At 59.9% G+C, this 23,201-nt stretch carries 23 protein-coding genes and 1 pseudogene; 8 read left to right on the forward strand and 16 right to left on the reverse strand.

What is annotated here, in order from left to right:
* Positions 1-91 precede the first annotated feature (91 nt).
* Positions 92-970: a hypothetical protein gene (locus H8F25_RS16435; protein ID WP_197211325.1), complete on the reverse strand. Its 879-nt coding sequence runs from the start codon at positions 968-970 to the stop codon at positions 92-94.
* A 2,377-nt stretch (positions 971-3,347) separates the two neighbouring features.
* Positions 3,348-4,935 (reverse strand): annotated as a pseudogene (locus tag H8F25_RS18265) (IS3 family transposase).
* Between the two features lie 263 nt (positions 4,936-5,198).
* Between H8F25_RS18265 and H8F25_RS16445 the strand changes: the two are divergent.
* Positions 5,199-5,918 carry a glycosyltransferase gene (locus H8F25_RS16445; protein WP_197211326.1) on the forward strand — a complete coding sequence of 240 codons (720 nt, stop codon included), beginning with the start codon at positions 5,199-5,201 and terminating at the stop codon, positions 5,916-5,918.
* Between the two features lie 198 nt (positions 5,919-6,116).
* Positions 6,117-6,908, forward strand: coding sequence for a glycosyltransferase (locus tag H8F25_RS16450; protein WP_197211327.1), 792 nt, complete (start codon positions 6,117-6,119; stop codon positions 6,906-6,908).
* A 77-nt stretch (positions 6,909-6,985) separates the two neighbouring features.
* On the opposite strand, the gene H8F25_RS16455 is transcribed toward H8F25_RS16450, so the two are convergent.
* The gene (locus H8F25_RS16455) at positions 6,986-7,804 is read right to left on the reverse strand and encodes a hypothetical protein (protein WP_197211328.1); all 819 of its coding nucleotides are present in this window, start codon (positions 7,802-7,804) and stop codon (positions 6,986-6,988) included.
* On the reverse strand, positions 7,801-8,535 hold the full coding sequence (locus H8F25_RS16460) for a hypothetical protein (protein WP_197211329.1): 735 nt from the start codon (positions 8,533-8,535) through the stop codon (positions 7,801-7,803). Before H8F25_RS16460 ends, H8F25_RS16455 begins: the two co-directional genes overlap by 4 nt.
* Positions 8,536-9,144: 609 nt before the next feature.
* On the opposite strand from H8F25_RS16460, the gene H8F25_RS17870 reads away from it, so the two are divergent.
* From H8F25_RS17870 to ald, 3 genes are all read left to right on the forward strand, one after another.
* Positions 9,145-9,303: a hypothetical protein gene (locus H8F25_RS17870; RefSeq protein WP_231596924.1), complete on the forward strand. Its 159-nt coding sequence runs from the start codon at positions 9,145-9,147 to the stop codon at positions 9,301-9,303.
* Between the two features lie 166 nt (positions 9,304-9,469).
* Complete coding sequence (locus H8F25_RS16470; protein WP_197211331.1) at positions 9,470-10,345, forward strand: glycosyltransferase family 2 protein; 876 nt, start codon at positions 9,470-9,472, stop codon at positions 10,343-10,345.
* A 272-nt stretch (positions 10,346-10,617) separates the two neighbouring features.
* A complete protein-coding gene (ald, locus tag H8F25_RS16475; RefSeq protein WP_370525768.1) occupies positions 10,618-11,730 on the forward strand; it encodes an alanine dehydrogenase in 1,113 nt (370 codons plus the stop codon).
* A gap of 10 nt (positions 11,731-11,740) precedes the next feature.
* Here the strand turns inward: ald and H8F25_RS16480 are convergent, their stop codons facing one another.
* The 3 genes from H8F25_RS16480 to H8F25_RS16490 all read right to left on the reverse strand — a co-directional run bounded on the left by H8F25_RS16480 (position 11,741) and on the right by H8F25_RS16490 (position 13,669).
* The gene (locus H8F25_RS16480; RefSeq protein ID WP_197211333.1) at positions 11,741-12,793 is read right to left on the reverse strand and encodes a DUF3326 domain-containing protein; all 1,053 of its coding nucleotides are present in this window, start codon (positions 12,791-12,793) and stop codon (positions 11,741-11,743) included.
* Positions 12,793-13,167, reverse strand: coding sequence for a hypothetical protein (locus H8F25_RS17875; RefSeq protein WP_231596925.1), 375 nt, complete (start codon positions 13,165-13,167; stop codon positions 12,793-12,795). The genes H8F25_RS16480 and H8F25_RS17875 overlap by 1 nt, the downstream gene beginning before the upstream one ends.
* Positions 13,168-13,315: 148 nt before the next feature.
* Positions 13,316-13,669: a 2Fe-2S iron-sulfur cluster-binding protein gene (locus H8F25_RS16490; RefSeq protein WP_197211335.1), complete on the reverse strand. Its 354-nt coding sequence runs from the start codon at positions 13,667-13,669 to the stop codon at positions 13,316-13,318.
* A 239-nt stretch (positions 13,670-13,908) separates the two neighbouring features.
* Here H8F25_RS16490 and H8F25_RS16495 point away from each other — a divergent pair, with 239 nt between their 5' ends.
* The 3 genes from H8F25_RS16495 to H8F25_RS16505 are packed head-to-tail and all read left to right on the forward strand — an operon-like array spanning position 13,909 to position 16,046.
* Positions 13,909-14,865, forward strand: a complete 957-nt coding sequence (locus tag H8F25_RS16495; RefSeq protein WP_197211336.1) for an orange carotenoid-binding protein — start codon at positions 13,909-13,911, stop codon at positions 14,863-14,865.
* A complete protein-coding gene (locus H8F25_RS16500) occupies positions 14,862-15,689 on the forward strand; it encodes a fatty acid desaturase (RefSeq protein WP_197211337.1) in 828 nt (275 codons plus the stop codon). Before H8F25_RS16495 ends, H8F25_RS16500 begins: the two co-directional genes overlap by 4 nt.
* Positions 15,690-15,716: 27 nt before the next feature.
* Positions 15,717-16,046 (forward strand): hypothetical protein, encoded by a 330-nt coding sequence (locus H8F25_RS16505; RefSeq protein ID WP_231596927.1) that lies wholly within the window; start codon positions 15,717-15,719, stop codon positions 16,044-16,046.
* A gap of 28 nt (positions 16,047-16,074) precedes the next feature.
* On the opposite strand, the gene H8F25_RS16510 is transcribed toward H8F25_RS16505, so the two are convergent.
* The 9 genes from H8F25_RS16510 to H8F25_RS17880 form a co-directional block, all read right to left on the reverse strand.
* The gene (locus H8F25_RS16510) at positions 16,075-16,821 is read right to left on the reverse strand and encodes a putative 2OG-Fe(II) oxygenase (RefSeq protein WP_197211338.1); all 747 of its coding nucleotides are present in this window, start codon (positions 16,819-16,821) and stop codon (positions 16,075-16,077) included.
* A gap of 159 nt (positions 16,822-16,980) precedes the next feature.
* Entirely contained in the window at positions 16,981-17,931 is a 951-nt protein-coding gene (locus H8F25_RS16515) for a F0F1 ATP synthase subunit gamma (protein ID WP_197211339.1), read from the reverse strand.
* Between the two features lie 12 nt (positions 17,932-17,943).
* Entirely contained in the window at positions 17,944-19,461 is a 1,518-nt protein-coding gene (gene atpA, locus H8F25_RS16520; RefSeq protein WP_197211340.1) for a F0F1 ATP synthase subunit alpha, read from the reverse strand.
* Between the two features lie 87 nt (positions 19,462-19,548).
* Positions 19,549-20,097, reverse strand: a complete 549-nt coding sequence (gene atpH, locus H8F25_RS16525) for an ATP synthase F1 subunit delta (RefSeq protein ID WP_197211341.1) — start codon at positions 20,095-20,097, stop codon at positions 19,549-19,551.
* Positions 20,097-20,627 carry a F0F1 ATP synthase subunit B gene (locus tag H8F25_RS16530; RefSeq protein WP_197211342.1) on the reverse strand — a complete coding sequence of 177 codons (531 nt, stop codon included), beginning with the start codon at positions 20,625-20,627 and terminating at the stop codon, positions 20,097-20,099. Before H8F25_RS16530 ends, atpH begins: the two co-directional genes overlap by 1 nt.
* A 2-nt stretch (positions 20,628-20,629) precedes the next feature.
* Positions 20,630-21,100, reverse strand: a complete 471-nt coding sequence (locus H8F25_RS16535; RefSeq protein ID WP_197211343.1) for a F0F1 ATP synthase subunit B' — start codon at positions 21,098-21,100, stop codon at positions 20,630-20,632.
* A gap of 249 nt (positions 21,101-21,349) precedes the next feature.
* Positions 21,350-21,598 (reverse strand): ATP synthase F0 subunit C, encoded by a 249-nt coding sequence (atpE, locus tag H8F25_RS16540; protein ID WP_010315318.1) that lies wholly within the window; start codon positions 21,596-21,598, stop codon positions 21,350-21,352.
* Positions 21,599-21,760: 162 nt separating this feature from the next.
* The gene (atpB, locus tag H8F25_RS16545) at positions 21,761-22,489 is read right to left on the reverse strand and encodes a F0F1 ATP synthase subunit A (RefSeq protein WP_197211344.1); all 729 of its coding nucleotides are present in this window, start codon (positions 22,487-22,489) and stop codon (positions 21,761-21,763) included.
* Positions 22,490-22,566: 77 nt separating this feature from the next.
* Positions 22,567-23,160 (reverse strand): ATP synthase subunit I, encoded by a 594-nt coding sequence (locus tag H8F25_RS17880; protein ID WP_231596928.1) that lies wholly within the window; start codon positions 23,158-23,160, stop codon positions 22,567-22,569.
* Positions 23,161-23,201 lie beyond the last annotated feature (41 nt).

A 23,201-nucleotide genomic window follows, 5' to 3' on the forward strand; every position in this document is an offset into this window, starting at 1 on the left:
AACACTTAACGGGCTGAAGGCGAGGCGGTGTGATAAGTCCACCGCAGTCCGAGATTGAAGTCGTACGCATAAGCATCACAGCGTCGTCAGCTCAGCGATTAATAGTGTGATGCCTCCGCTCTTTGGTCGGCTTAATAATAAAATCTTCCCAGCATGGCTTGCTGTCTATTTCAATTTCATGAAACCACAGATTGCCGTACAGCTGTGTCCGCTGAGTGCGCAGATGATCATAACTCGCCTTGATAGCGTGCAGTGATGAATTGGTAGGCGCAAATATGATTATCGAATTGTTTTTCGTCTGCCTAAACACTGTATTGCACCAGTCCCAGGGAACCCAGCATCGGTCCTGCATTGGGTTGCCTTCCCAATAACACTGGATGTATCGAAACTCATCTTTAAAGACCATGTATTGAGTGTGATAATTAATGAGCTCGCTATCGCCGGAGGGATTAATGTTGACCATGTACGTTAGGGCTTTTCTTCGGATGTCCGGATGTGGGCTGATCTCGTAACCGTCCAGATATTTGTGTAACCCTGAATCCCTGAATGTCAGACCATAATTAACGTCAAACTTCTTGGCGCATGAGGAGAAAAAGTATTCTGACCCGAAAAAGTGAACTAATGAAGTGAGCAAACTAGATTCAATTTTGCGCATTCGATAGGTGATCCCAAAACCTTCGCAAGTTGTTACATTGCCACATTCCTGAATATTCTTTCGTGATCTCCAGCTTAGATAAGTCTTCTCGTCTGTTGTGCACCCCGGGAATTCTATTGCCTCGTATCCGGCATCGGAAAGAGATCCAAGGAGTTCAACATCGCCTGTCGATCTTGGGAGATTAATTTGCGGCTCGTTTAGAATGCCGTCAAGGTCATGGGGCTCAAGGATGTTCTCAATATACAAGTGTGGAAATGGAAATTTCTTTATCGGAGTCGAATTGATCTTTTCTATGATGTAGGCAAAGCGACTCATCTTAGGGGCGCATTGATTTGGCGATTTTAGCACAATGCCCATGATCAGCGTGCATGGTCATCGACTGAAACTCTTTCTGTAACGCTCCTTGGAGCGTAAGCGATTCTGCTGCGCCTCACCATCTCGCGAGAGAATGGCACTGTGGTCGCAGATGTGACGAGTCCCTATGTCCAGTAGGCTATAGATTATTGGAGATTATGCGCATTCCACGGCCCAAATGCTCACCAAGCTCGAATGCTCTCTGGCTGAGATGGAGGCAGGTATGCCTCGGAATTCGCTGGTCGTAGTAACGTCATTTTTCCCACGACGAGCTACAGGGTGGCTGCAGGGCCTATGAGAAGTCAGGCAGGGCTCAGTGCCAACCTAGTCCCCTGGTGATTGGCTAGAGCTCACCGAAGCGGAAGTCATTCAAGGCAATCCTGGCTAGTACGAATGGGATCTGATCGATGTTGACCTTGCAGCCGGTATGGAAGCCTTCTCGGCGCTGGGTGTCGCGTGCGCAGTGCCAGGGGTCTTTAAATCTCCATCAATCACGACTCGGCTGTAGCCGAGCATGGTCGCTGATGTGCAAGCTACTGTAGTGGTAACGGGTTTCGGTTACACGCTCGCAGTCGCGACTCCTCTAGCAGCGGACTGTGAGAAATGTGACACGATTGGGGAATTTTAGGCCAACCACTCTGGGGGTGTTCATGCCCAGCAGATCACTGATCTTCGATCAGCACGCCCAACAGGGAAGGAAGCAGCACCCATCCGGGGACAGATGGCATGGGCAGGCTGAAATGGCTTGCTGCGCCTTTATCGGCAACAAACTCCTATGATACGAATGGGTTTCAGCTGACGTCCATCTTGACTGTATATGGAATCAGAACTGCCAGCCAACTCTCTACTCAACTTGAGTGCAAATTGTGCCCTTGCTAGCACACATGCGTTTAACTATGGCAGATCGTCGAGCTAAAACAGGCTTAATTATTGCATGTAGTCTGCTGATCCGCTATGCACTAAAGCCACTCATTCCATTGCCTTGCGACTGTCTATTAAGGCTCGAGACAGCGTATTGCGTTTATTCACGTGATTGCGAGACTTATACGCCATTGGCTATCGGACGACTATTCGAGTTGTATTATTATCGTCAATCCTCTAGGTGGCCTTAATTCATTGGTTGCGCCAACACACTGCATGACCCCATCTCTTTTATTGATTGCTTTTTAAGTCGATCCCACGATCTGTACAATGACCTTATCACCTGAGTCGGGTATTGAGTCTTCGAGCTCTACCCCTAATTGCATAAAGCTATGCATTGTCAGTCATGGCGGCTCAGGCTCCACCATGCTAATTAACTTTCTGGGAAGCTATACGCAAACCAATCAGCCCAATAGCATGCACGATGGCTTAAAGCATTGCAACTCTCCAGATCATCCGATGCTGGCAAGATTAAATCCAAATAGATATATCTACTGCTACGATGATCCCCGAGTGACCGTCCTATCTCTATTTAGGCGAAGGCTTGCCGAGGGAATGCAGTTCAAGCTCCGTCACTTTTCAGATGATATTGTCCATTATCGACTTCTTGCTGAAACTCTCAAGCCCAGGGTTCGGAGTCTCGCGGATTTCTTCGATCTAGGGTATGACTGCTTTGGTATTAATGCTTTCTGGCAGAATTGGACACATGGGCCTGTCGGCCGCCCTATCTTGTATGTTAGGTATAGCCAAATCTGGGAGTCTCTGCCTCTCATACTTGACTTTGCTGGTGTGGATCAGCAGTATTTGTCTAAATTCCCAAAGCGCCAAGTTCGTGCATCAAATCTTTCCGATATCACAGAAGAGCAGTTTCGAATATTAGATCGCATCTACGGGCAAACTGTTGCTGAGATGTCGCGCCTGCCCGCGTGCTACCAGCTCTAAACATCGCCACCAGTGGTGTTTTGGTTAACCTTCGTGCAGTGCCTTTGATTCTGTAATATTCATGTTTTAGTTGCACATCTAAGATTCGCTAGCATGCTGTTCTCGCCCGCGCCCGGATCACTCGGCGAGAAGAACGACTTGCCGAATCGAATGGCCTCCATTCTACTTTGTCCGCCATGGCATCTCAGGAATTAGTCACTGAATTTTGAGCTTCATCGCACAGCCCTGGCTACGCCGGGGCTGTGGCCCAGGGGCTTTGCACCACTGTTGGGGACGCCAGCTTCCGGTTCCAGCGATCTCACCAGTAGGAACCGAGAACAGCTACTGGATGAGGGGCAGGCAAGCGTCCTGGCTGACTTCCTCATGGCGGTTGGAGCCCAACATCGATCGGGCTTGGTGCCGACGCCGGAGAGCTTCAGTGGCTCAGCACATCCGAGGCGGTAACTGCCAGGAAAGATGACGCCCCTGCCGCCGTTCAGGCAGCCATCGCCAATGTAGCCGGAGTGATGCCGTTTTCTGGTGGTGGCGGATTGATCCAGACCACCTCCGGTTGATGCCAACAGCGAATGCTGCGGCTCCAACGACGCGGGTGCAGCTGGCGGGCCTGTTCGTAGACCTCAGCCCGTTGGCGAGCAATGGAGACAGCCCGGCCGGTGTGTCGCTGAACAGGTGTCACGAACCGGATGCCGCTGTGGCGGTGCCGCTCGTTGTACCAGTCCACGAACGTCATCACCCAGCGGCAGGCGTCGGCCTGGCTGGGGAAGGGGCGCCTTGGGTAGTCCGGCCGGTATTTCACCGTCCGGAACAGCGACTCCGAGAAGGGGTTGTCGTTGCTCACCCTCGGCCTGGAGAAGGATCTGAGCACACCCAGCTCCTCCAGGCGGCTTTCCAGCGTGGCGGCCCGCATGGCATTGCCGTTGTCGGCATGGAGGATCAAGGGCTGAGGGCGTCGGCGACTGATGCGCTCCCGCAGGCAGGCTCGGCTGACGAGATCAGCCGCGATCTGGGCGTCTTCCCGTTCAGCGACATCCCAGGCCACGATCTTGCGGCTCCATACATCGACCACCAGATAGAGGTAGAGCCAGATGCCCCGGACTTGGTGGGCAGGTAGGTGATGTCCCAGCTCCAGACCTGATTCGGCCCGTCAGCCCTCAAGCGCGGAACAGGACGCGGCTCCTGCGGAGGGCGGGCTCGGCCGCGGCGGTGCGCCTGCCCATGGGCGTGGAGCACGCGGTAAAAACTGCGCTCTGAACCGATGTAGAGCCCCCTGTCCGCCAGTATCGGCACGATCTGTCCCGGCGGCAGAGCAGCAAATTCCGGTTCGTTGCAGGTCAGCAGGATCCGCTGACGCTCCTCGTCCGTGAGGCGATGAGACACGTGGCGTGGACTGCCTTTACGGCGATCCAGGCCGCCCCCATCACCGGTGAACTGACGCCTCCAGCGCTGCAGGGTCGTCAGACCCACGCCCAGCAGCTCGGCGATCTGGCAGGCCCGTGCGCCAGCTTCCATACCGGCATCGAGGATGTCCAGGGCCTTGCGCCGATCCTCGGGCGAGGTCAATCCGCCTCGTCCTCTCCCCAGTAAGCCTGGATCTTTTTTGAGGCGATCAGCAGTGCCGCCGCCTCCGCCAGGGCTTTGTCCTTGCGGCGCAGCTCCTGCTGCAGGCGTTTGATCTCCCGCTGATCAGCCTGGTGGCGCTTCTCGAGGTCCTTCTGCTCGGCCATCGTCAGCAGCGGCTGTGCGTTGGCATCCTCGGCCGCCTGTCGCCAGCGGTCCACCTGCTCGGGGAACAGGCCCCGCTCGCGGCAATAGGCCGCAAGCTCGGTGCCGTTGAGCCCCGCAGTCTCCAGGACCACGGTGAACTTGTCGCTGGAGCCCCAACCCTCGGGATCCTTCTGGCTGGCGGGCACCACCTCCCCCTGCAGGCGCCAGGCCTTGCGCCACTTGTAGAGGGTGATCACGTGGATACCCAGCTCGGCTGAGATCTGGGCCACGCTCTGCCGGTGCGGCGGCCCCATCCGACGACGGACATCAGCCTTGACGGCCTCGCTGTAACGACGCATCGCTCTGTTCCATCAAGCCCCCTGGTGGTGAAAGTGGTCCCGATGGAGAGGCGTCATCTTTCCTGGCAGAGGGGGAGGCCCGCAGTGATAGCTGCGCGGGGGACTTATGGGCAACACGCTTTTCGCCAGATGAGTCTCAGTCCACATGAGAACCAGCATAACGACACACTGTCTTGCGGATTATCTCATTTGCAATGACGTATGATCTTTTGTCGGCATGATAATTTCTTGGCTGTACCTCCCAATCTGATTGCCATTGGTCCATGAGTCGACGCCAACGATCGCTCCCGAAAGTCGCTGTTATTACTCCGTATCTGCGCAAAGATCTTGACTATCTAAGGCAATGCCACCAAAGTGTTCTTGATCAAGAGGAAGCTTGTTGGCATGTGATTGTCGCAGATGGTGAATCGATTGATGAAATTGATCACTGGGATGCGCACCATGTCGTGCTGCCAGTTCGCCATCATGATATTGGTTCTACTCCTCGCTTGATAGGTAGCTTCCACGCCATCGGACTTGGCGTGGAGGCAGTCGCTTTTCTGGATGCTGATAACTGGTATGCTCCCAACCACATCAGCGGACTGCTCACCGCGCTCCGCGCGAAGAATGCTTCCTTTGCGTCCAGTAATCGTCTTTTGTGCCGCGTTGATGGGACAGCGATGGCATCCTGTCCCATCACTAATCCCTCCCGTTTTATCGATACGAACTGCATGCTCTTCGGCCGTGGTGCATTTCACTTGTTGCATCATTGGGTGTTGATGCCTGACTACGGTCACCTCATTGGAGATCGCATTATGTTGTACCATCTTCGTCAGTCTGGAGTATCTCATGTGCACTTAGACAGCCCAAGCGTTAATTACCGCTGCGGTAAGGAAGGGCTTTATCACCTACTCGGTGAAGCGATTCCCGAAGGAGTGAGTCAGCGTCCCGATTATGAACGCTCCTTTCAGAGGTGGATTAAAGATGGTTTTCCGCCCCTCTGATAAGACTAGGGTCTCAATGCTTCTATAGAAATAACTTGTCATGATATGCAGCTTTTATTCTGGAGTTATGGTTAAACCTATTTGCTCAGTGATCAATCCATTAGCTCGCGAATAATGATAGCGAGTGGAGCCCGTACTCCTTCCTTCCAATCGTTCGTATCCTATCAGAAATTATCCGATCCTACGCCTTATCACCCTATGGATATTCAACCTCAAGGCAGGTCCGACACACAACTCACGCGGGGCGATGATCTTTTTGTGAATGTTCATATGTTTTGGGCTTATGGTGACTTTTCGACTTTGGAGCGGTTGGCCGCGACAAGCTTTATTCGCCATGGTTATCATCTAACTATATGGACATATGGAGATATCAAGAATATTCCAGTAGGCGCCAGTCAGTGTGATGCAAGAGAGATCGTTCCCGAAAATCATGTCTTTGTATGTGGCCGAGGCTCCTATGCAGCCTTTTCAGATTTATTTCGCTACACACTTCTTTCGCAAAGAGGTGGCCTGTGGTCCGACACTGATGTGATATGTCTGATACCAATGAGTCAGTTTATGGAGAATCATAGTCTCCCTTTTGTGGTTCAGGAGATGGTTAGTGAAACGGCCCTACAAGTCAATAACAATCTGATTTATCACCCAAGCCCAAGCGCAGGTGATCTCGTCGATCTAGCCTGTGCGATCAGCCAGCGGTTTAAGCCTGAAAAACTGAAGTGGGGTGATTGTGGACCGAAGTTGTTAACAGCTCTGGTCAATACATATCCACATCTATCACCACTAACTATGCCCCCTAGCTTTGCAAATCCAGTTGCATGGAATAATTGCCCTCATCAACTCCTAGATGAGACAGCTGTGCTCCCTCAGGAAACACGGTTTCTACATTGCTTCAATGAGATGTGGCGCCGATCAGGCGTTGATAAAGACATGCGATATCCGTCTAATTCTATCTTGGGGCGCCTTTGCTCTGAGCTTCAGGACTTCTTTTGACGAAAGCTGGCGATTCGTGGGTAAAGTCACAAGCGTAACGGTACATAATAAGTGGAGCTTGGATTTCAGCGATCGAACTATTTGGCGCTGAGAAATGCCATCACTCTTCTTCTGAAGGCTTCATTTGCTGCAACAGCAAGCTGCAAGTAGCGAGAAGTCTTGCTGGGCATTTCAGTGAGTCTTGTCTTTTCGATCGTTGCCTTAAGATTGGATGGACTTGTGTAAGCCACGGGCCATGGGTAATGATAATGTGCACTTGAAAAAGGCACACAGATGACGCGTTTGCCTAAGAGGCTGCCCCAATACATGCCATGGTAGCTATTTGTAACCAAGATGTCCGTCTTGGCAATAAACTCTATTGCGGCAGATGGCTTGCACTTCCTGTTTATCAGTCGTTTATAGGGTAAGCCTGGGCCAAGTCTGACGTCATTATGCTCAAAGATCGAAATTCCGTGGCCTCGGCGCCATCCATGACTGGCAACGAATGACTCAATGAGTTTGCAACTGGCACACGGTACGAATTGTAGGCTATCTGTAAAGGTGCGAATGCCTACTAGATGCGACGGAGAGAAATCATCTCTGCCAAGAGGGGGGCCTGCTTCTTCTAGAGGCAAGTAGCCTTTGATGCGATTCTCATGACGGCGCTCACCTACACCCCACCAGATGACCTTGCTCGGCTTCCTTTCAAGAAGTCGTGAGCGATAGAGATCAAACCATGGCATCATCAGCCCACCTCCACCAACAATGACGTGATCGCATCTTTCGATTCTATTGATAGCGTCTTCACTGCAGATATCAGCAATCACGTGCGCCCCCCATTCCCAGTAACGGTAAGGACCTGAGAGATAATCGCCAATATTCCGGTCAATACGATGAATAAACCATAGTCGGCTCATGGTCGCAAAACCTCGTTTGAGTATGCTAGTTCTTTTTGAGCCTTAGACAGCTCATAGACATAGTCTGAAAGCGAGGTCAGTTCCGCTTTACAACCCTTTGCTTGCCGTCCAAGTTTTATCACCTCTTCGGAGCTGAGTAAGTCAGTGATTGCGGAAGCTCCTCGGACAGCAAGTCTCTCATGCTCAAGTATCCTTATCTTGGATTCTCCAAGTAGAGTCCGAAGGCGAAGGCACTCGAATTTATGTGATACAATGCGTGCTAGGCAAAGTCTGTCTAGAGAAAGAGCTTCGATGTCTGTTTTGCAATTGACTCCAAAGAATCTATTTGGATATTCAGCGGCGATGGCACCATGCCTGAGTCGTTCATACCACTTAAGAACGCCTTGATCCTTTAACATGCTGGCAAGAATCTGTTCGTTTGGGCGCCAGGGAAAAATGAAGATACATTCGGGAAACATCATCGAAAGCGATTCGACAAACCACAGCAATGGATAGCTTTGGTCAATGTATACATGACCTCTTTCGTTGGCTTCTCGATACTTCGTGGCAATTGTTGAGTAAACTCTCTCGTTAAGCGGACATCCTGAAATGGCTGCTAGCGCTGTTGGCTCTAGAGTCTTAGGATCTTCGACGCCGCCCATTAAGTCTGTTGCGGCTTCAAAGCTGCACATTGTTCTGCAGAGCAAATGTGCTTCGCTTCTTTCCGTGGCAACTATAAAGACTGACTTCATGATCTCAGCGCTTCACTTCTTGAGGATAGGCGGAATTATTTTGCTTATTTTGGCTTTCCCGGGTGACTTTCTCTCTGCTCGTGTAGATGCTGCTGGAATGCTTCCACCATTGAATTGCGTTGATGTTATGGGGCGCTTCTTTTGTTCGCATCTATTTTGCTCAGTCAGCTTAACTGTAGCACGATAGCTGAGAAGGCTCCTGCCATCTCAGCCTCACGGAAAACTCACCTGATGAGACTCATGCCATTAGCTTGATGGCGAATGGCTCCGTAGATGGTTCAGGGTAGATGAATCATGAGACACGGACCCTTATCTGTCGCTGTTAGCACACGGGTTGCGCCTGGCGGAATCGCGACCTCACTTGTCCCAACCGCCGCTTTCTGCAGTGGTTCTCTCTGAAGGTCTTTCTCTGGGAGATCACTGAAGCGCGGTTGCGACCCGTTTCCCGTATTCTGGTTTTGTCTCTGCTTCTGGTGGCGGTTGTCGTGATCCTCAGACGTTGCCATCGCCTGCGGGATCCATATCGTTTTGCCTATCCGTCGACTTCGGCTTGGTGTCCATTGGAACTGGGCCAGGCGTTGCTTGTCATGTATCTAGTGGTCGGCATCCATGTCGACAACGGTCTGCTGGGCGTTTGAATATTTGCAGCCGGGGTTTGATCATTTTGTTTTGCACTCGCGATTGCCGCTTTATAATGAAGCTGTTTGCGCGATGTATTGCGTCTTGGGCTTTTCTGCTGAAGAGTCAATGTTTGCCATGCAAGTCTGAGTGTCATGGCTTTTCTATCGCTCGTCTTCTGCTGGCATCTAGTCTTTATTGCAGCAGCGTATTGTTTTCATGCCATATGCCTTTTGCTCCTGCGAATTCTATGGGTGCCTTACCGTTGCATCGTGGGTATACTTTGCCACCGACCCTCCCTTCTGGCTTGCGTGTTGTGCTTGAGAACCTCTCTGGCGAGATGCCACTTGTTGCCACTTTGCTGTGTCGCAATGAGATCGATATTATCCGAGCCAATCTTGACTTTCACTTTGCTCTGGGTGTAGACGCTTTCATTGTTACCGACAATGCATCGATTGATGGCACTTATGAGCTTTTAGAGGCCTACGCCGAGACCCGCCCATTGATTTTAATACGAGAATCAGAATTAACTCACGATCAAGGGCGCTGGGTCACGACTATGGCGGCTCTTGCACAAGCAGAATTTGGTCCATGCTGGTTGATTCATACGGACGCTGATGAGTTCTGGCTTCCCGATACGGGCAATCTGCGCAACTATTTCATGGCTGTGCCATCTGCCCTGCAGGCGTTAAGTGTGTCACGGAATAATATGCTACCGCCTTTGCCTTTCAGTTCTTCCCCGGAGTCTATTTTCTATTTGAGCATGATCATACAAGATACGCAGTCGCTCAATTCCCTGGGTCGCCCCCTGCCCGGGAAGATCTGTCATCGCTCACATCAATTCGTCACGGTGGGAGATGGTAATCATCATATCTCTATTGATGGGGCCGTGATTCGGCCTGCCTCTGCGGAAGGACTTCAAATTATTCATTATCCCGTGCGCAGCCTTTCTCAATTAGAGCGTAAGATTCGTGATGGCTCTGCGGCTTTGGCTCGCAATCCTGATCTGCCGGCTTCGTGTGGTGCTACCTGGAGGGTGCTGGGTGAGACGCTTCGTCGTGAGGGGACTCTGATGCCTTATTACCAGTCGCTGATCCCATCAAAGGATGAGCTTTCTTCGCTCATTGCCTCAGGTCGCTACCGATATCAGTTGCGAGTTCGGGACATCATTGAGGCTGCTCGGACTTCTTGACTTGATCATCTTGCTTTGAAGTTGTTGGCGTTTTGCGTTGTTGTCTTTCTGCTTGTTTCTGGTAAGGCGTATCGGGTTGCGCATCTTTGTTGTGATGAGTTTTGAGTTTTCGTCTTCGGGTGTCAAGATTGCATGTTCACTGATTCCCTTCATCGCTTTGCTGACCTGATAGGGCGCCAGCGTTCTGATGTCTGAAGTGCATCTTATCTGCTCTGCCGCTGTAGGATTCCTGGATATGCACGACTGGATCAATGGGTATTTCGCTCCCTCCCATGGCATCCATCGGCGTCCCCACCGAGATCAAGCGCGACGAGCAGCGGGTGGCGCTCACCCCAGATGCCGTCCGTGAGCTGGTGGGCCAGGGGATGGAGGTGCGCATTCAGGAGGGTGCCGGCCTCGGTGCCGGCCTGACTGATGAGGCCTATCGCGCTGCCGGCGCCCGGCTGGTTAGCCGCGAGCAGGCCTGGGATGCCCATCTGGTGGTGAAGGTGAAGGAGCCGCAGCCCGAGGAGTTCACCTTCCTGCGGCCCGATCTGGTGCTGTTCACCTACCTGCACCTGGCCGCCTATCCCCATGTGGGCCGTGCCCTGCTGGAGGCCGGGACCACCGCGCTCGCCTACGAGACGGTGCAGCTCGAGGACGGCAGCCTGCCCCTGCTGGCGCCGATGAGCGAGGTGGCGGGACGCCTGGCGGCCCAGGTGGGTGCCCGGCTGCTGGAGAAACCCCAGGGCGGCCGCGGTGTGTTGATCGGCGGCTGCACCGGTGTGCAGCCGGCCCGCGTGGTGGTGCTCGGCGCCGGCAGTGTCGGCTGGAATGCCGCTCGCCTGGCCGCCGCCATGGATGCGGAGGTGTTCCTGCTCGATCGCTCTCCCCAGCGCCTGCGTGAGCTGGAGGCCGACCGTCGCGGCCGCCTGGTGAGCCTGGTGAGCAGCGGCAGCCTGATCGAGCGGCTGGTGCCCACGGCTGATCTGCTGATCGGTGCCGTGCTGCTGCCCGGCGGTCGCGCACCAACGCTGGTGAGCGAGGATCTGGTGCAACGCATGCGCCCCGGCTCGGTGATCGTCGATGTGGCGATCGATCAGGGTGGCTGCATCGCCACCAGCCGCGAGACCAGCCACACCGATCCGGTGTTCACGCTGCATGGGGTGCAGCACTACGCCGTCGGCAACATGCCCGGTGCTGTGCCCTTCACCTCCACCGAGGCGCTGGTCAGCGTCACCCTGCCCTACATCCAGGTAATGGCCGGCCGGGGTCTGATCGAGGCGGTCACCGATCGGCCCGAACTGCTGTCAGGTCTGAACACCGTCGATGGCGCCGTCTGCCATCCCGGTGTGGCAAAGGCCCTGGGGGTGCCCACCCGCCATCCGATGGCCTGCCTGCGCTGAAGGCTGCGGCTCAGGTGGTGGCCGCTGCGTTGCTCAACGGCCGCCGCAGGCTCGCCGGATCGATCCCCTCCCGCAACGCCAGTACCAGCCCGGCGGCCTCGGCGTAGGAGCGGGCGTGCGTCGCCTCCAGGCCCAGGGCCTCGGCCGTGACCTCCAGCAGACAGGGGTTGTCCACCGCGATCAGCGGCACGCCGCGCTCCGCGCAGGCCAGCACCGCTGCCCCGCCCATGGCGCCTGCGGGTGCCACCACGGCACCCAGGTCGCGGCCATGCAGCCATCCCGGACCTGGTGCATCCACGGCCCGCAGATCCGGGGCGCGGCTGAGACCCACCAGCACGCACGGCAGGAAGGTATGGCCCAGCTCCTCGGCAGCCGCTCTCGGGTCGAGATCGGGGTCGAGGGGCGGCGGCTCCAGCGCCGGTGCATGGGCACAGGGGATGCCCAGGTGCTGCACCAGCAGGTGGCTGATCACCGCTTCGGCACCGGCGAGGGCATCAACGCCTGATCCACTCCGGTAGGCCGCCAGGGCCTCGCTGTCCGGGTCATCGGGGAAGCGGGCCACCACGGCGATGGCGGTGGCACCGGCCGCCACCAGCCGCTCACCGGCGCGCAGCAGGGCGTCGGGACGGACGATCGTGCCCCAGCTGCTGCCGCTCTCGGCCAGCTGCAGGCTCACGCCCAGCGGCGCGTCGCTCTGCAGGATCGGCCCGATCCGCAGGCCCAGGCTGGCCCTGCAGGCATCGATCACCTGGCGGTGGCGCAGCAGCAGCTCTGGTTCGATCCCGGCATCGAACAGCACCCCGATGCGCTGGCTGGCGCGGGGGGCCAGGGCCAGCTGCCCGGCCGCGAAGCGATCGAGGGCCCAGCCTTCCACGTAGTGGATGCGCCGGTCGCTCCAGTAGAGGGAGGCTGCATTCATCACGTTGGGATGGGTGATCAGGCAGCCGCTGGCGCCTGCCAGCAAGCGCGCGGCCGGCAGCCCATCACCGGCATAACCGCCCAGCTCGCAGCCGATGCCGGTGGGGATCACCAGCAGGGTGGGCAGGGAAGGTGTCTCTGCCATTACTGCGCCTCGCTACCCGAAGCGTTTCCGTGTTCCTGCGGCCGGGGGGGCGCTGTGTTCGTGGCTGGATCGCCGGCAAGGCCTGCCGCTGCTGCCACGCGGTGCAGGCCGATGCCTTCGATCCGCAGCCCGTGATGTGGATCGATGCCGGTGATCGCCCAGCGCAGCGGCTCGGCGCCCGGATGCCCCAGCGTGTCGAGATGGCCGGCCATGGCCAGCTGCAGCTCGCTCAGGGAGGGGGGCGATCCAGGGGCGCCGGCGCGCGGAGAGGCACCTTCGCAGGGTTCCGGGTGATCCGGATCGGCCCCGCTCAGGCCTGCAGTACCCGCAGGTGGCTCCTGCGGGCCCGCATCACTGTCACGCTCGGACGCCATCCGGGTCTCGGTGGTGCAGGATCCGCCGTCAGTCCCCACCGGTCGGCTGCCGGGCTGGAGCCAGAAGGCAAAGGGAATCAGCCTCAGCGCCTGCATCCCTGGAGGCAGAGCGCTGGTTGTTGGATCGGCGTGGCCGAGGGCCGCTCGTTCACTTCTGGTACTGGCCGAACTGGGCCTCGTACAGGGCATCCTCCTGGCCTGCCAGCACGTCAAGGTCGCTGCGGGGATAGGCGACACACAGCAGCGCGTAGCCCTGCTCCTGCAGCTCCGCCTTGACGCCCATGGCGTCGGGCTGATGCACCGTGCCGCTGCGCACCATGGCGGCGCAGGTGGTGCACACCCCCGAGCAGCAGGAGCTCGGCAGCATCACCCCGGCCGCCTCGGCGGCCGCCAGCACCGTCTGATCGGCGCGGCCGCCGAAGCTGTGTTCCACCCCGTTGATGGTGGCCTTGATCTGGAAGGTGGGCGCGTCGGACACCGGGTTGTCGTCTCTGGGGACCATCTTCCCTGACCGCGGGGTGAACGGCCTGCGGCGCCGGGGTCGGGAGCGCCCGTGGGGCACCGATCAAGGCGCGATCCGCCTCGCAGAGTGCTGCCCCCGGGCTTGCCGCTCGGCCGGCCATGCAGAGCCCGGATCCCGCGGCATCGCGGTGCCGCAGAGACGCAGCAACTCCGCTGCCCCGCCAGCGGAACGCTCGCCGCCTGTTAGAGTTTGTTACGAAAATCTTGACGTGTGCCCAGATGTTCACTCTTGACAGGGCGACACGCATTTTTCCTGAGACCCGCTCGGCCGATGCGGTGCCCGCGTTGACGGCCCGCTTCCAGCTCCTGAGCGCCGAGGATCAGCTGGCGCTGATCTGGTTCGCCTACTTGGAGATGGGCAAGACCATCACCATCGCCGCGCCGGGTGCCGCGCGCATGCAGTTCGCCGAGCCGGTGCTCACCCGCATCCGCGCCATGAACTTCGCGGAGCAGAGCCAGGTCATGTGTGATCTGGCCAATCACGCCAACACCGAGATCGGGCGCTGGTATGCCTCGTGGTCGGTGAACATCAAGCTTGGCTTCTGGTATCAGCTCGGGGTGTGGATGGAGCAGGGCATCGTCGCCCCCATTCCCGAGGGTTATCAGCTCTCAGCCAACGCAGCTGCCGTGCTCACCTCGCTGAAGGTGATCGACAAGGGCCAGCAGATCACCGTGCTGCGTAATTTTGTCGTCGACATGGGTTATGACCCTGACAAGATCGACGCCTCCACGCGGGTGAGCGAGCCCGTGGTGGCCCCTACCGCTCCGGAGCAGCGGGCGAAGGTCTCAATCGAGGGCATCAGCAATGCCACGGTCGAGAGCTACATGAACCTGCTCAACGCCAACGACTTCGACAACCTGATCGATCTGTTTCTGCCCGACGGCGCCCTGCAGCCGCCGTTCCAGCGCCCGATCGTCGGTCGTGAGGCCGTGCTGCGCTTCTTCCGCGAAGACTGCCAGAACCTGGTGCTGATTCCGGAACGGGGCGTGAGTGAACCCTCCGACGGTGGTTTCACCCAGATCAAGGTCACCGGCAAGGTGCAGACGCCCTGGTTCGGAGCCGGCGTGGGCATGAATGTGGCCTGGCGTTTCCTGCTGGATCCGGAGCAGAAGATCTATTTCGTCGCCATTGATCTGCTGGCTTCTCCGGCCGATCTGCTCCAGTTCGCCCGTTGAGCGGATGCCGCACCCTGTCGGCACTGGAGCACACGCCACCCCCCGGTGAGCCTCGCTTCTTTCCGCAGGGTCTTCTCTGGGCGCTGGCGATCGTGACGGCCTGGGTCGTCAGCCTGCTCATGCTCCTGGTGCTGCCGCTTCAGGGGCCAGGGCTGCCGCCGCTGGCGTGGCTGCCGCTGATCCTGATCCGGACCTTTCTGCAGACGGGCCTGTTCATCGTCGGGCACGACGCCATGCATGGCTCCCTGCTGCCCGCATCAACGCGCTGGAATGAGCGGATCGGGCGTCTGGTGCTCGCCCTCTATGCAGGACTGCCCTGGGAGCCCTCCTGCCGCAAGCACCACAACCATCACCAGGCTCCCGGCAGCCTCCTGGATCCGGATCATCAGGGCGCCCGGCCAGGGGGGCCGGTGCGCTGGTACGGGAGGTTCATGGCCTCCTATCTGAGCGTCAACCAGCTGGCCGGCCTGATCGGGGCCTGGCTGGTGGCGCTGCTGCTGCTGCGTCCGCTCACCCCCCATCCGCTGGCAGGCCTGCTGCTGGTCTGGATCCTGCCGCTGGTGCTCAGTTCCCTGCAGCTGTTTGTGGTCGGCACCTATCTGCCCCATCGGCAGGGGGAGGGCCGCAGCGTCGATCGCCACCGTGCGGCCAGCCTGCCGTGGCCGGAAACCCTCTCCTTACTGGCCTGTTATCACTTCGGCTACCACTGGGAGCATCACCGCCATCCCCAGCTGCCCTGGTACAGCCTGCCGGCCGCACGACGGTTGATGACGGTTCCAGGCGGCGGGCCCTCTCCGCTCGCGCCGCTCGTGAGCCGCCGATAGCTTCGCCGCACGCCGATCGGTCAGGACATGATGGACGCGGAGCTGGCCGGCTGGACGGTCGAGGAGCAGGATCTCGCCCGCGCGGTCTTCGAGCGCGCCCACAGCCGAGAGGTGGATGTGCTGATCGACAGATTGCGCCGTCAGGTGTCGGCGCTCTCGAGCGCCGAGCAGATCTGGGAGCTGCATGACTTTCTCAGCCTGCAGCGCCATGCGATCGAGGGGCGGTTGGAGTTCCGCCTTGACGGGCTGCTGTTCGTCTTCGCCGGATTCGTCCGGGACGGGCTGATCAGCCTGGAGGAACTGGAGGGTCTGTCCGGCGACAAACGGGCCAAGATCAGCGCCATGGCTCGCTTCTGAACGTCCTCCGGGAACCCTCCAGGGCCCATCACCCCAGTGCCTGCCAATCGGATGGGTGGGGCGCCAGGTATTCCGGGGGTGTCCCTGCTTCCGACGCCGGCGCGGTCAGTACCAGATCGAGGCTGATCGAGAGGCGGTTGTCGTCGGGATCCTCGTTCTCCAGCACGGCGTGATCGACGCTGGAGGGGAACAACACCAGCCGGCCCGCCTGCGGGGCGACATCGAACCAGGGGGCGTTCCAGCGGGCGGCGGTGGCGGCGTCCGGGCGGATCGGCCCGTCATGGCCCACCGCCAGGCCCGGCACCAGCTCGTTGGGCTGGTGCGGCGGGAAGAAACGCAGGCAACCACTGCGGCCGCTGCCGTCGCCGTTGAGGTAGATCACGGCGCTCAGGTGGGCGTTGGGATGGTGGTGGCGGCCCACCACCTGGCCGAACGCGCTCACCACCGGCCAGCAACGCTGGATGTGCAGGGCGACCCGGGATCGATCGAAGCCCAGTCCCTCCAGGTAGGCATGGGCATGACTGCTCACGGCTGTGAGCAGCGGCGCGAAGACGGGGTGCCGGTGCAGCTGCCAGACACCGTTGAGATCGCCGGTCCAGGCGCAGCCGGGATCGGGATTCGAGGCCGCTCCATCCTGCAGCTCGCCGATCGCCTGCATCTGCAGCGCCGTGTCGAGCGGGTCGCATGGCAGTTGCACCAGGCCCAGCGCCAGCGGGAACAGGGGCTGGAGTTGAAGGGCGCCCCCGGGCAGTGGGAGCGGCGGCGGCGTGGGCATCGGTGGCGGCAGCAGCGCCTGCAGCATTGCGCACGGCAGGGTCGTCGCCTAGCCAACAGAACGGAAACCGCGCCTGCCCAACAAAAAACTGCTCCCCCCGGAGGGAGGAGCAGCTGAGCAGGACCTGGAACCCAGACGAGCCGGTTCGCAGGGGCAGAATCACATCGCGGAGGCGCCACCCACCACTTCCAGGATTTCCTGGGTGATGGCCGCCTGGCGGGCTTTGTTGTAATCGAGCGTCAGCGTCTTGGCGAGTGCCTTGGCGTTGTCGCTGGCGTTGTTCATGGCCGTCATCCGGCTCGCCAGTTCACTGGCGGCGGCTTCCTGGAGGGAGCGCAGCAGCTGGTTGGACAGATACAGGGGCAGGAGGGCATTGAGCAACTGCTCCGGGTTCTGCTCGAACACGAAATCGGACTGCAGCGGTGCCTGGCTGCTCTCCACCTTGCCCACTTCGACGCCAAGGCGGCCGTCGCGGGTGATCAGGCGGAAGATCTCATCGTCCTCCACGGCGATGCCCTGGGGATCGAGGGGAAGCAGGGTCTGCACCACGGGTTGAGAGCTCACCAGGTTGATGAACTTGGTGTAGATGATCTCGACCCGATCGGTGCTGCCGGAGAGGAATTCAGCCAGCACCTCATTGGCGATCTGGTTGGCTTCCGCGGCTGTGGGCACCTGCTCGAGGCCGGTGAAGGTGGCCCGGATCTTGTACTGGGAGGCGCGGTTCTGGAAATAGGTGATGGCCTTGCGGCCCATCAGCACCAGATCCACCTCATAGCCCTGACCCTTGAGTTCAGCGAAACGCTGCTCGGTGCGCTTGATGATGTTGGCGTTGTAGCCGCCACACAGACCCCGATCACCGGTGACCGCCAGCAGGGTGATGGTCTGCACCTCACGCTGATCGAGCAGCGGGGCGTCGGCGATCTCGAAACGCATGCGGGTCTGCAGGTTCTGCAGCACCCGCGCCAGCCTGTCGGCAAAGGGGCGGCTGCGGAGAACCTGTTCCTGGGCCCGCCGCACCTTGGCGGCGGCCACCAGACGCATGGCCTCGGTGATCTTGCGGGTGTTCTTGACCGAACTGATCCGGTCGCGGATCTCCTTGAGATTGGCCATTTAGGGTTGACCTCAGGCTGCGGCGAGCATCGAGGAGGTGACCTCCTTGATGGCGTCCTTGAGCATGGCCTCGGCTTCGTCGCCGAGCTGCTTCTCGCTCATCACCTTGGTGATGAACTCAGGCTTGCTGCTCTTGAGGTACTCGCGCAGTTCACGGGCGAACTGCACCACTTTGTCGACGGGCACGTCATCGATCAGACCCTTGACGCCGGCATAGACGACGGCGACCTGTTCGGCCAGGTTCAGGGGGCTGAACTGCGGTTGCTTGAGCAGCTCGCGCAGACGCTTGCCGCGGGCCAGCTGCTGTTGGGTGGCGGCGTCGAGGTCAGAGGCGAACTGGGAGAAGGCGGCCAGTTCGTCGAACTGGGCCAGTTCCAGCTTCAGGGTGCCGGCGATCTTCTTGATGGCCTTGGTCTGGGCGGCACCGCCGACGCGGCTCACCGAGATGCCGACGTTGATGGCCGGCCGCAGGCCGGAGTTGAACAGGTCGGAGCTCAGGAACACCTGACCATCGGTGATCGAGATCACGTTGGTGGGGATGTAGGCCGAAACGTCACCGGCCTGGGTCTCGATGATCGGGAGGGCCGTCATCGAACCCTTGCCCATGGCGTCGGAGAGCTTGGCGGCGCGCTCCAGCAGACGGCTGTGGCAGTAGAACACGTCGCCGGGATAGGCCTCACGACCGGGCGGGCGACGCAGCAGCAGCGACATCTGGCGGTAGGCCTGGGCCTGCTTGGTGAGGTCGTCGTAGATCACCAGGGTGGCCTTGCCCTTGTACATGAACGATTCGGCGATCGCCGCGCCGGTGTAGGGCGCCAGGTACTGCAGGGCAGCGGCCTCGGAGGCGTTGGCGGCGACGACCACGGTGTAGTCGAGGGCGCCCCGCTCGCGCAGCACTTCCACCACGTTGGCGACGGAGGCGGCCTTCTGACCCACGGCCACGTAGACGCAGACGACGTCCTCGCCCTTCTGGTTGATGATCGTGTCGATCGCGATGGCGGTCTTGCCGGTCTGGCGGTCGCCGATGATCAGCTCGCGCTGGCCGCGGCCGATGGGGATCATCGCGTCGATGGCGGTGATGCCGGTCTGCATCGGCTCATGCACCGACTTGCGCTGGATGATGCCGGGCGCCATCGACTCGATCAGGCGGGTCTCGCTGGTCGCGATCTCACCCTTGCCGTCGATCGGCCGGCCGAGGGCGTTCACCACGCGGCCGAGCATGGCGTCACCCACCGGCACCGAGGCGATCTTGCCGCTGGCCCGAACGGTGCTGCCCTCCTGAATGCCGCGGCCCTCGCCCATCAGCACGGCGCCGACGTTGTCCTCCTCCAGGTTCAGCGCGATGCCTTCGGTGCCGTCCTCGAACTGGACGAGTTCACCGGCCATCACCTGCTCCAGGCCGTAGATGCGGGCGATGCCGTCGCCGATCTGCAGCACGGTTCCGACGTTGCTGACCGAAACCGACTTGTCGTAGTCCGCGATCTGCTGTTTGAGGATCGCGCTGATCTCGTCGGGGCGGATGGAAACCATGGGAGGAATTCCCCGGAGGGGAGGAGAGGGAACGTTGGGAGGGGGAGGAGGAAGCCGGTGTGGCCGGGAAAGACGCGGTGGAGGCGCCTAGCTGACCCTGGCCAGCTCGAGACCCAGGCGTCGGACCTGGCCGGCCAGGCTGGCGTCGATCACCTTGGAGCCGACGCTGAGCACGAAACCACCGATCAGGGCAGGATCCACCTTCTGCTGGATCTCCACCTTGCGGGTGCCGGCCACGACGCGGGCCTTCTCGCCGATCTGGCTCTGCTGCTCTTCGCTGAGCGGCACGGCGGACGTGACGGTGGCCAGCGCGATGTCGTTCTGATCGCGGTAGAGCTCCAGCACGCGGTTGAGCACGTCATCCAGCAGCGAAATCCGCTGGCGGTCAGCCAGCAGACGCAGCAGATTCAGGAGGCTGGGGGCGAGTTCGGAGCCGAACAGCCGTTCGAGCGCGGCTTTCTTGCCTTCGACCTCGAGCACCGGCGAGGACATGGCATGCCTGAGTTCAGGCGAGCTCTCCCACAGGTGGAGCAGCGAGCGCACCTGCTCGATGACCTGCTCGGTTTCGCCACGGCTCTCGGTGACCTGCAGGAAGGCCTCGGCCCAGGGAGAGGTGATGGTGTTGAGGAGCGGCATCAGGCATTCCCCAGGGATTGGATGGACTGGTCGATGAGACGGGTCTGCGCCTCATCATTGAGGCGGCCCGGCAGGGTGGCGAGCGCTTTCTCGATGGCCAGGCGGGCGGCCTCGCGGCGCAGCTGGGCGGTGACGCGGGCGGCCTCGGAATCGAGATCGGAAGCAGAGGCCTGCTTGATGCGGGCCATTTCCTCAACCGTGCGCTTCTCGCTCTCGAGACGGATGGCCTGGGCGCGTGCCTGACCGTCGGCGCGGATCCGCTCGGCCCGGGCCTGGGAGTCGGCCAGGCCGTTCTGCACCTCGGCGAGGGCGGCGGCAGCGGCGGCGAGCCGATCTTCAGCGTCCTTGAGGTCGGCCAGGATCGCGGCCCGGCGACGTTCGAGGATCCCGCCAAGGAAACCGCGCAGGAACCACACAAGACCGGCGATCACGATCGCCAGGTTGATGATGTTGGTCTCGAACGGGTTGAAATTCAGACCGAAACCGCCGTGGGAGCCCAGCAGCGGGACCAGGGGAGACAGGGGGACCATGGTCAGGATGCGGAGAGGAGACGGTCGACGATCTGGGTGGCGAGCTGACTGGCATCGCCACTCAGCTGTTGCAGAGCGGTTGTGCGCTGACTGTCGATTTCGCGACGGGCCTGCTCACGGCTGGCGTTCGACTCGGCGGTGGCCACCGCCAGAGCCTCGCGGTACAGGCGGTCGGATTCCTGTTCGGCCTCGAGGATCAGCTTCTGGGAGAGCTGGCGCGCTTCCTTGAGCTGCTCCTTGAGTTCAGCTTCGAGCCTCTCGGCCTGGGCCAGCTTCTGCTTGGCTTCGGCCCGGCTGGTGGCGATGTAGCCCTCACGGTCCTCGACGGCTTTGCCGACGGGGCGGAAGAACAGGGAATTGAGGATGAAGGTGAGGATCACCACCTGCAGCGCCATCAGAGGCAGGGTGGCGTCGAGGTCGAAGAGACCTCCCTCCTTTGCGCCTGCTTCGGCAAGCAGTAGCCAGCTGGTCATGGGACGGGATGGCGGGCGGGTGGTGCTGGAAGGAAAGGCAGAAAGGCTGGAGCGACGGCAATCGCTCTGCGATCAGCGCAGGCTGATCGGCTGGTTGGATCGTTGGCGAAGCTTTGGCTGGAAAGCTCACCCGGCGCGTCTCGTGGTCACGAGTTCACCGAGGCGGAGTTCAGCAGCTTCCGGTCACTGGCTGGGGCAGACCCGGCCCCCGACAGGGGACCGGATCCTCTCCAGTGGACGACGACAGCCTCAGCCGGCGAACGGGTTGGCGAACAGGAGCACCAGAGCGACCACCAGGCCGTAGATGGTGAGAGCCTCCATGAAGGCCAGGGAGAGCAGCAGGGTGCCGCGGATCTTGCCTTCGGCTTCCGGCTGACGGGCGATGCCCTCGACAGCGCCGCCGGCAGCGGTGCCCTGACCGATGCCAGGACCAATGGCGCCGAGGCCGACAGCCAGACCAGCAGCCACAACAGACGCAGCGGAAGTAATCGAATCCATGGTGGAGAAGAAGATGGGGCGCCGTTGAAGCGCGGAACGGACCGGAGTGAAACGGGGCGCCTGGGACATCCCTGAGCTGGAGCGTCAGGAATGGGCCCGGACTGGTCCGGACCTGCGCGCGACTGAGTTTGCCAGAGAGGGTGACCTCCCCGGCGACAGACATCAGTGGTGTTCTTCGTGCACCGCTTCGCCGATGTAGTAAGCGGCAAGGGTGGCGAAGATCAGGGCCTGAATAGCGCTGGTGAACAGTCCCAGGAACATGGCCGGAAGGGGCACGATCAGGGGAACCAGGAACGCCAGCACAGCAACCACCAGTTCGTCAGCGAGGATGTTGCCGAACAGACGGAAGGACAGTGACAGAGGCTTCGTGAAGTCCTCGACGATCTTGAATGGCAGCATGATCGGAGTCGGCTCCACGTAGTACTCGAAGTAACGGAAGCCTTTCCGGCTCAGGCCGGCATAGAAGTAAGCCAGAGACACCAGCAGCGCCAGGGCGATGGTGGTGTTGATGTCGGCTGTGGGAGCGCCCAGCTCACCACTGGGGAGATGGATGATCTTCCAGGGAATCAGGGCGCCGCCCCAGTTGCTGACGAAGATGAACAGGAACAGAGTGCCGATGAAAGGCAGCCAGTCGCGATAAGCCTTTTCGCCGATCTGCTCACGGGCGAGATCGCGCACGTAATCCCAGAGAAACTCCAGCAGGTTCTGCACGCCGGAGGGATCACGCTCCATCTTGCGAGTGCCGACGATGACCACCGCCAGCAAGGCACCGATGACGACCCAGGAGCTCAGGAAGACCTGGCCATGAATCTTGAGATTGCCGAGCTGCCAGTAGAGGTGCTGGCCGACTTCGAGCTCGGCGAAGGGGAGGGAGAGGGGCAACGGAACCATCGCGTTGAGTGTCCTGGGTGGATCCTGAGGAAACGGGCTGGGCCGGAGGCCCGATCAGGGAGGAACTCCCTCGATGCTCAGCGATCCAGGTAGGCCTGAACCAGCAGAGCGGGTTTGTAGAGCAGGAAGCCCACGAGGGCGGGAACAAGCTCGAGGCCGGGGATCCGGGCACTGGCGAGAACCAGCACAACCGGAACCAGAAGCTGGATCTTGCCGACCGAGCGTCGATCACCGCCGAGGCGGGCCACGCTGCGGGCCAGAAGCACCAGGTACAGAAGTCCTGCCACGGCTCCCACCAGCAGGCTGAGAGCCGCCGGGAGGTCGAACAGTAACCAGCAGACCGGTACGGCAGTCAGACTCGCCAGGAGGGTGGAGACAAGCAGCCGGCGCCGGAGGCGCTGGAAATGCTCCATTCCGTTGGAGAGATCTTCCGTGCTGCCCATGGCACCTTCGCCCTCGGGCGCAGGCGCTGGACGGCTGACGTCCATCGCTGCCGTGATCTGATCAGGGACTCCTGGTGAGGCGTCGCTGGACCCAGGCGATTCGAGGGAAGCTTGGGCGGACAGGCCGCCGTGCTCGTGCTCGTTGGTGGAGGCGTCGGACTGCTCCTGATGCCCCTTCCCTTCAGGCTTCTCCCCCTGGGGGGAAGGACAAGCCGTCAGAGAGGGCATGGACAACCGTCGCGATTCGGTCTAGGCGGCGTGAGGTTATC

Origin of the sequence: Synechococcus sp. CBW1004 (genome assembly GCF_015840715.1) — a bacterium.
Lineage (GTDB): Bacteria > Cyanobacteriota > Cyanobacteriia > PCC-6307 > Cyanobiaceae > Cyanobium.

Coding starts and splice junctions, on each gene's coding strand:
- atpE (WP_010315318.1), bottom strand. CDS start 21,598: ATGGATTCGATTACTTCCGCTGCGTCTGTTGTGGCTGCTGGTCTGGCT.
- atpA (WP_197211340.1), bottom strand. CDS start 19,461: ATGGTTTCCATCCGCCCCGACGAGATCAGCGCGATCCTCAAACAGCAG.
- H8F25_RS16435 (WP_197211325.1), bottom strand. CDS start 970: ATGAGTCGCTTTGCCTACATCATAGAAAAGATCAATTCGACTCCGATA.
- H8F25_RS16515 (WP_197211339.1), bottom strand. CDS start 17,931: ATGGCCAATCTCAAGGAGATCCGCGACCGGATCAGTTCGGTCAAGAAC.
- ald (WP_370525768.1), top strand. CDS start 10,618: ATGGCATCCATCGGCGTCCCCACCGAGATCAAGCGCGACGAGCAGCGG.
- H8F25_RS17875 (WP_231596925.1), bottom strand. CDS start 13,167: ATGGCGTCCGAGCGTGACAGTGATGCGGGCCCGCAGGAGCCACCTGCG.
- H8F25_RS16505 (WP_231596927.1), top strand. CDS start 15,717: ATGATGGACGCGGAGCTGGCCGGCTGGACGGTCGAGGAGCAGGATCTC.
- H8F25_RS16535 (WP_197211343.1), bottom strand. CDS start 21,100: ATGACCAGCTGGCTACTGCTTGCCGAAGCAGGCGCAAAGGAGGGAGGT.
- H8F25_RS17870 (WP_231596924.1), top strand. CDS start 9,145: ATGTCGACAACGGTCTGCTGGGCGTTTGAATATTTGCAGCCGGGGTTT.
- H8F25_RS16445 (WP_197211326.1), top strand. CDS start 5,199: ATGAGTCGACGCCAACGATCGCTCCCGAAAGTCGCTGTTATTACTCCG.
- H8F25_RS16450 (WP_197211327.1), top strand. CDS start 6,117: ATGGATATTCAACCTCAAGGCAGGTCCGACACACAACTCACGCGGGGC.
- atpB (WP_197211344.1), bottom strand. CDS start 22,489: ATGGTTCCGTTGCCCCTCTCCCTCCCCTTCGCCGAGCTCGAAGTCGGC.
- H8F25_RS16455 (WP_197211328.1), bottom strand. CDS start 7,804: ATGAGCCGACTATGGTTTATTCATCGTATTGACCGGAATATTGGCGAT.
- H8F25_RS16495 (WP_197211336.1), top strand. CDS start 13,909: ATGTTCACTCTTGACAGGGCGACACGCATTTTTCCTGAGACCCGCTCG.
- atpH (WP_197211341.1), bottom strand. CDS start 20,097: ATGCCGCTCCTCAACACCATCACCTCTCCCTGGGCCGAGGCCTTCCTG.
- H8F25_RS17880 (WP_231596928.1), bottom strand. CDS start 23,160: ATGCCCTCTCTGACGGCTTGTCCTTCCCCCCAGGGGGAGAAGCCTGAA.
- H8F25_RS16480 (WP_197211333.1), bottom strand. CDS start 12,793: ATGGCAGAGACACCTTCCCTGCCCACCCTGCTGGTGATCCCCACCGGC.
- H8F25_RS16490 (WP_197211335.1), bottom strand. CDS start 13,669: ATGGTCCCCAGAGACGACAACCCGGTGTCCGACGCGCCCACCTTCCAG.
- H8F25_RS16530 (WP_197211342.1), bottom strand. CDS start 20,627: ATGGTCCCCCTGTCTCCCCTGGTCCCGCTGCTGGGCTCCCACGGCGGT.
- H8F25_RS16510 (WP_197211338.1), bottom strand. CDS start 16,821: ATGCCCACGCCGCCGCCGCTCCCACTGCCCGGGGGCGCCCTTCAACTC.
- H8F25_RS16460 (WP_197211329.1), bottom strand. CDS start 8,535: ATGAAGTCAGTCTTTATAGTTGCCACGGAAAGAAGCGAAGCACATTTG.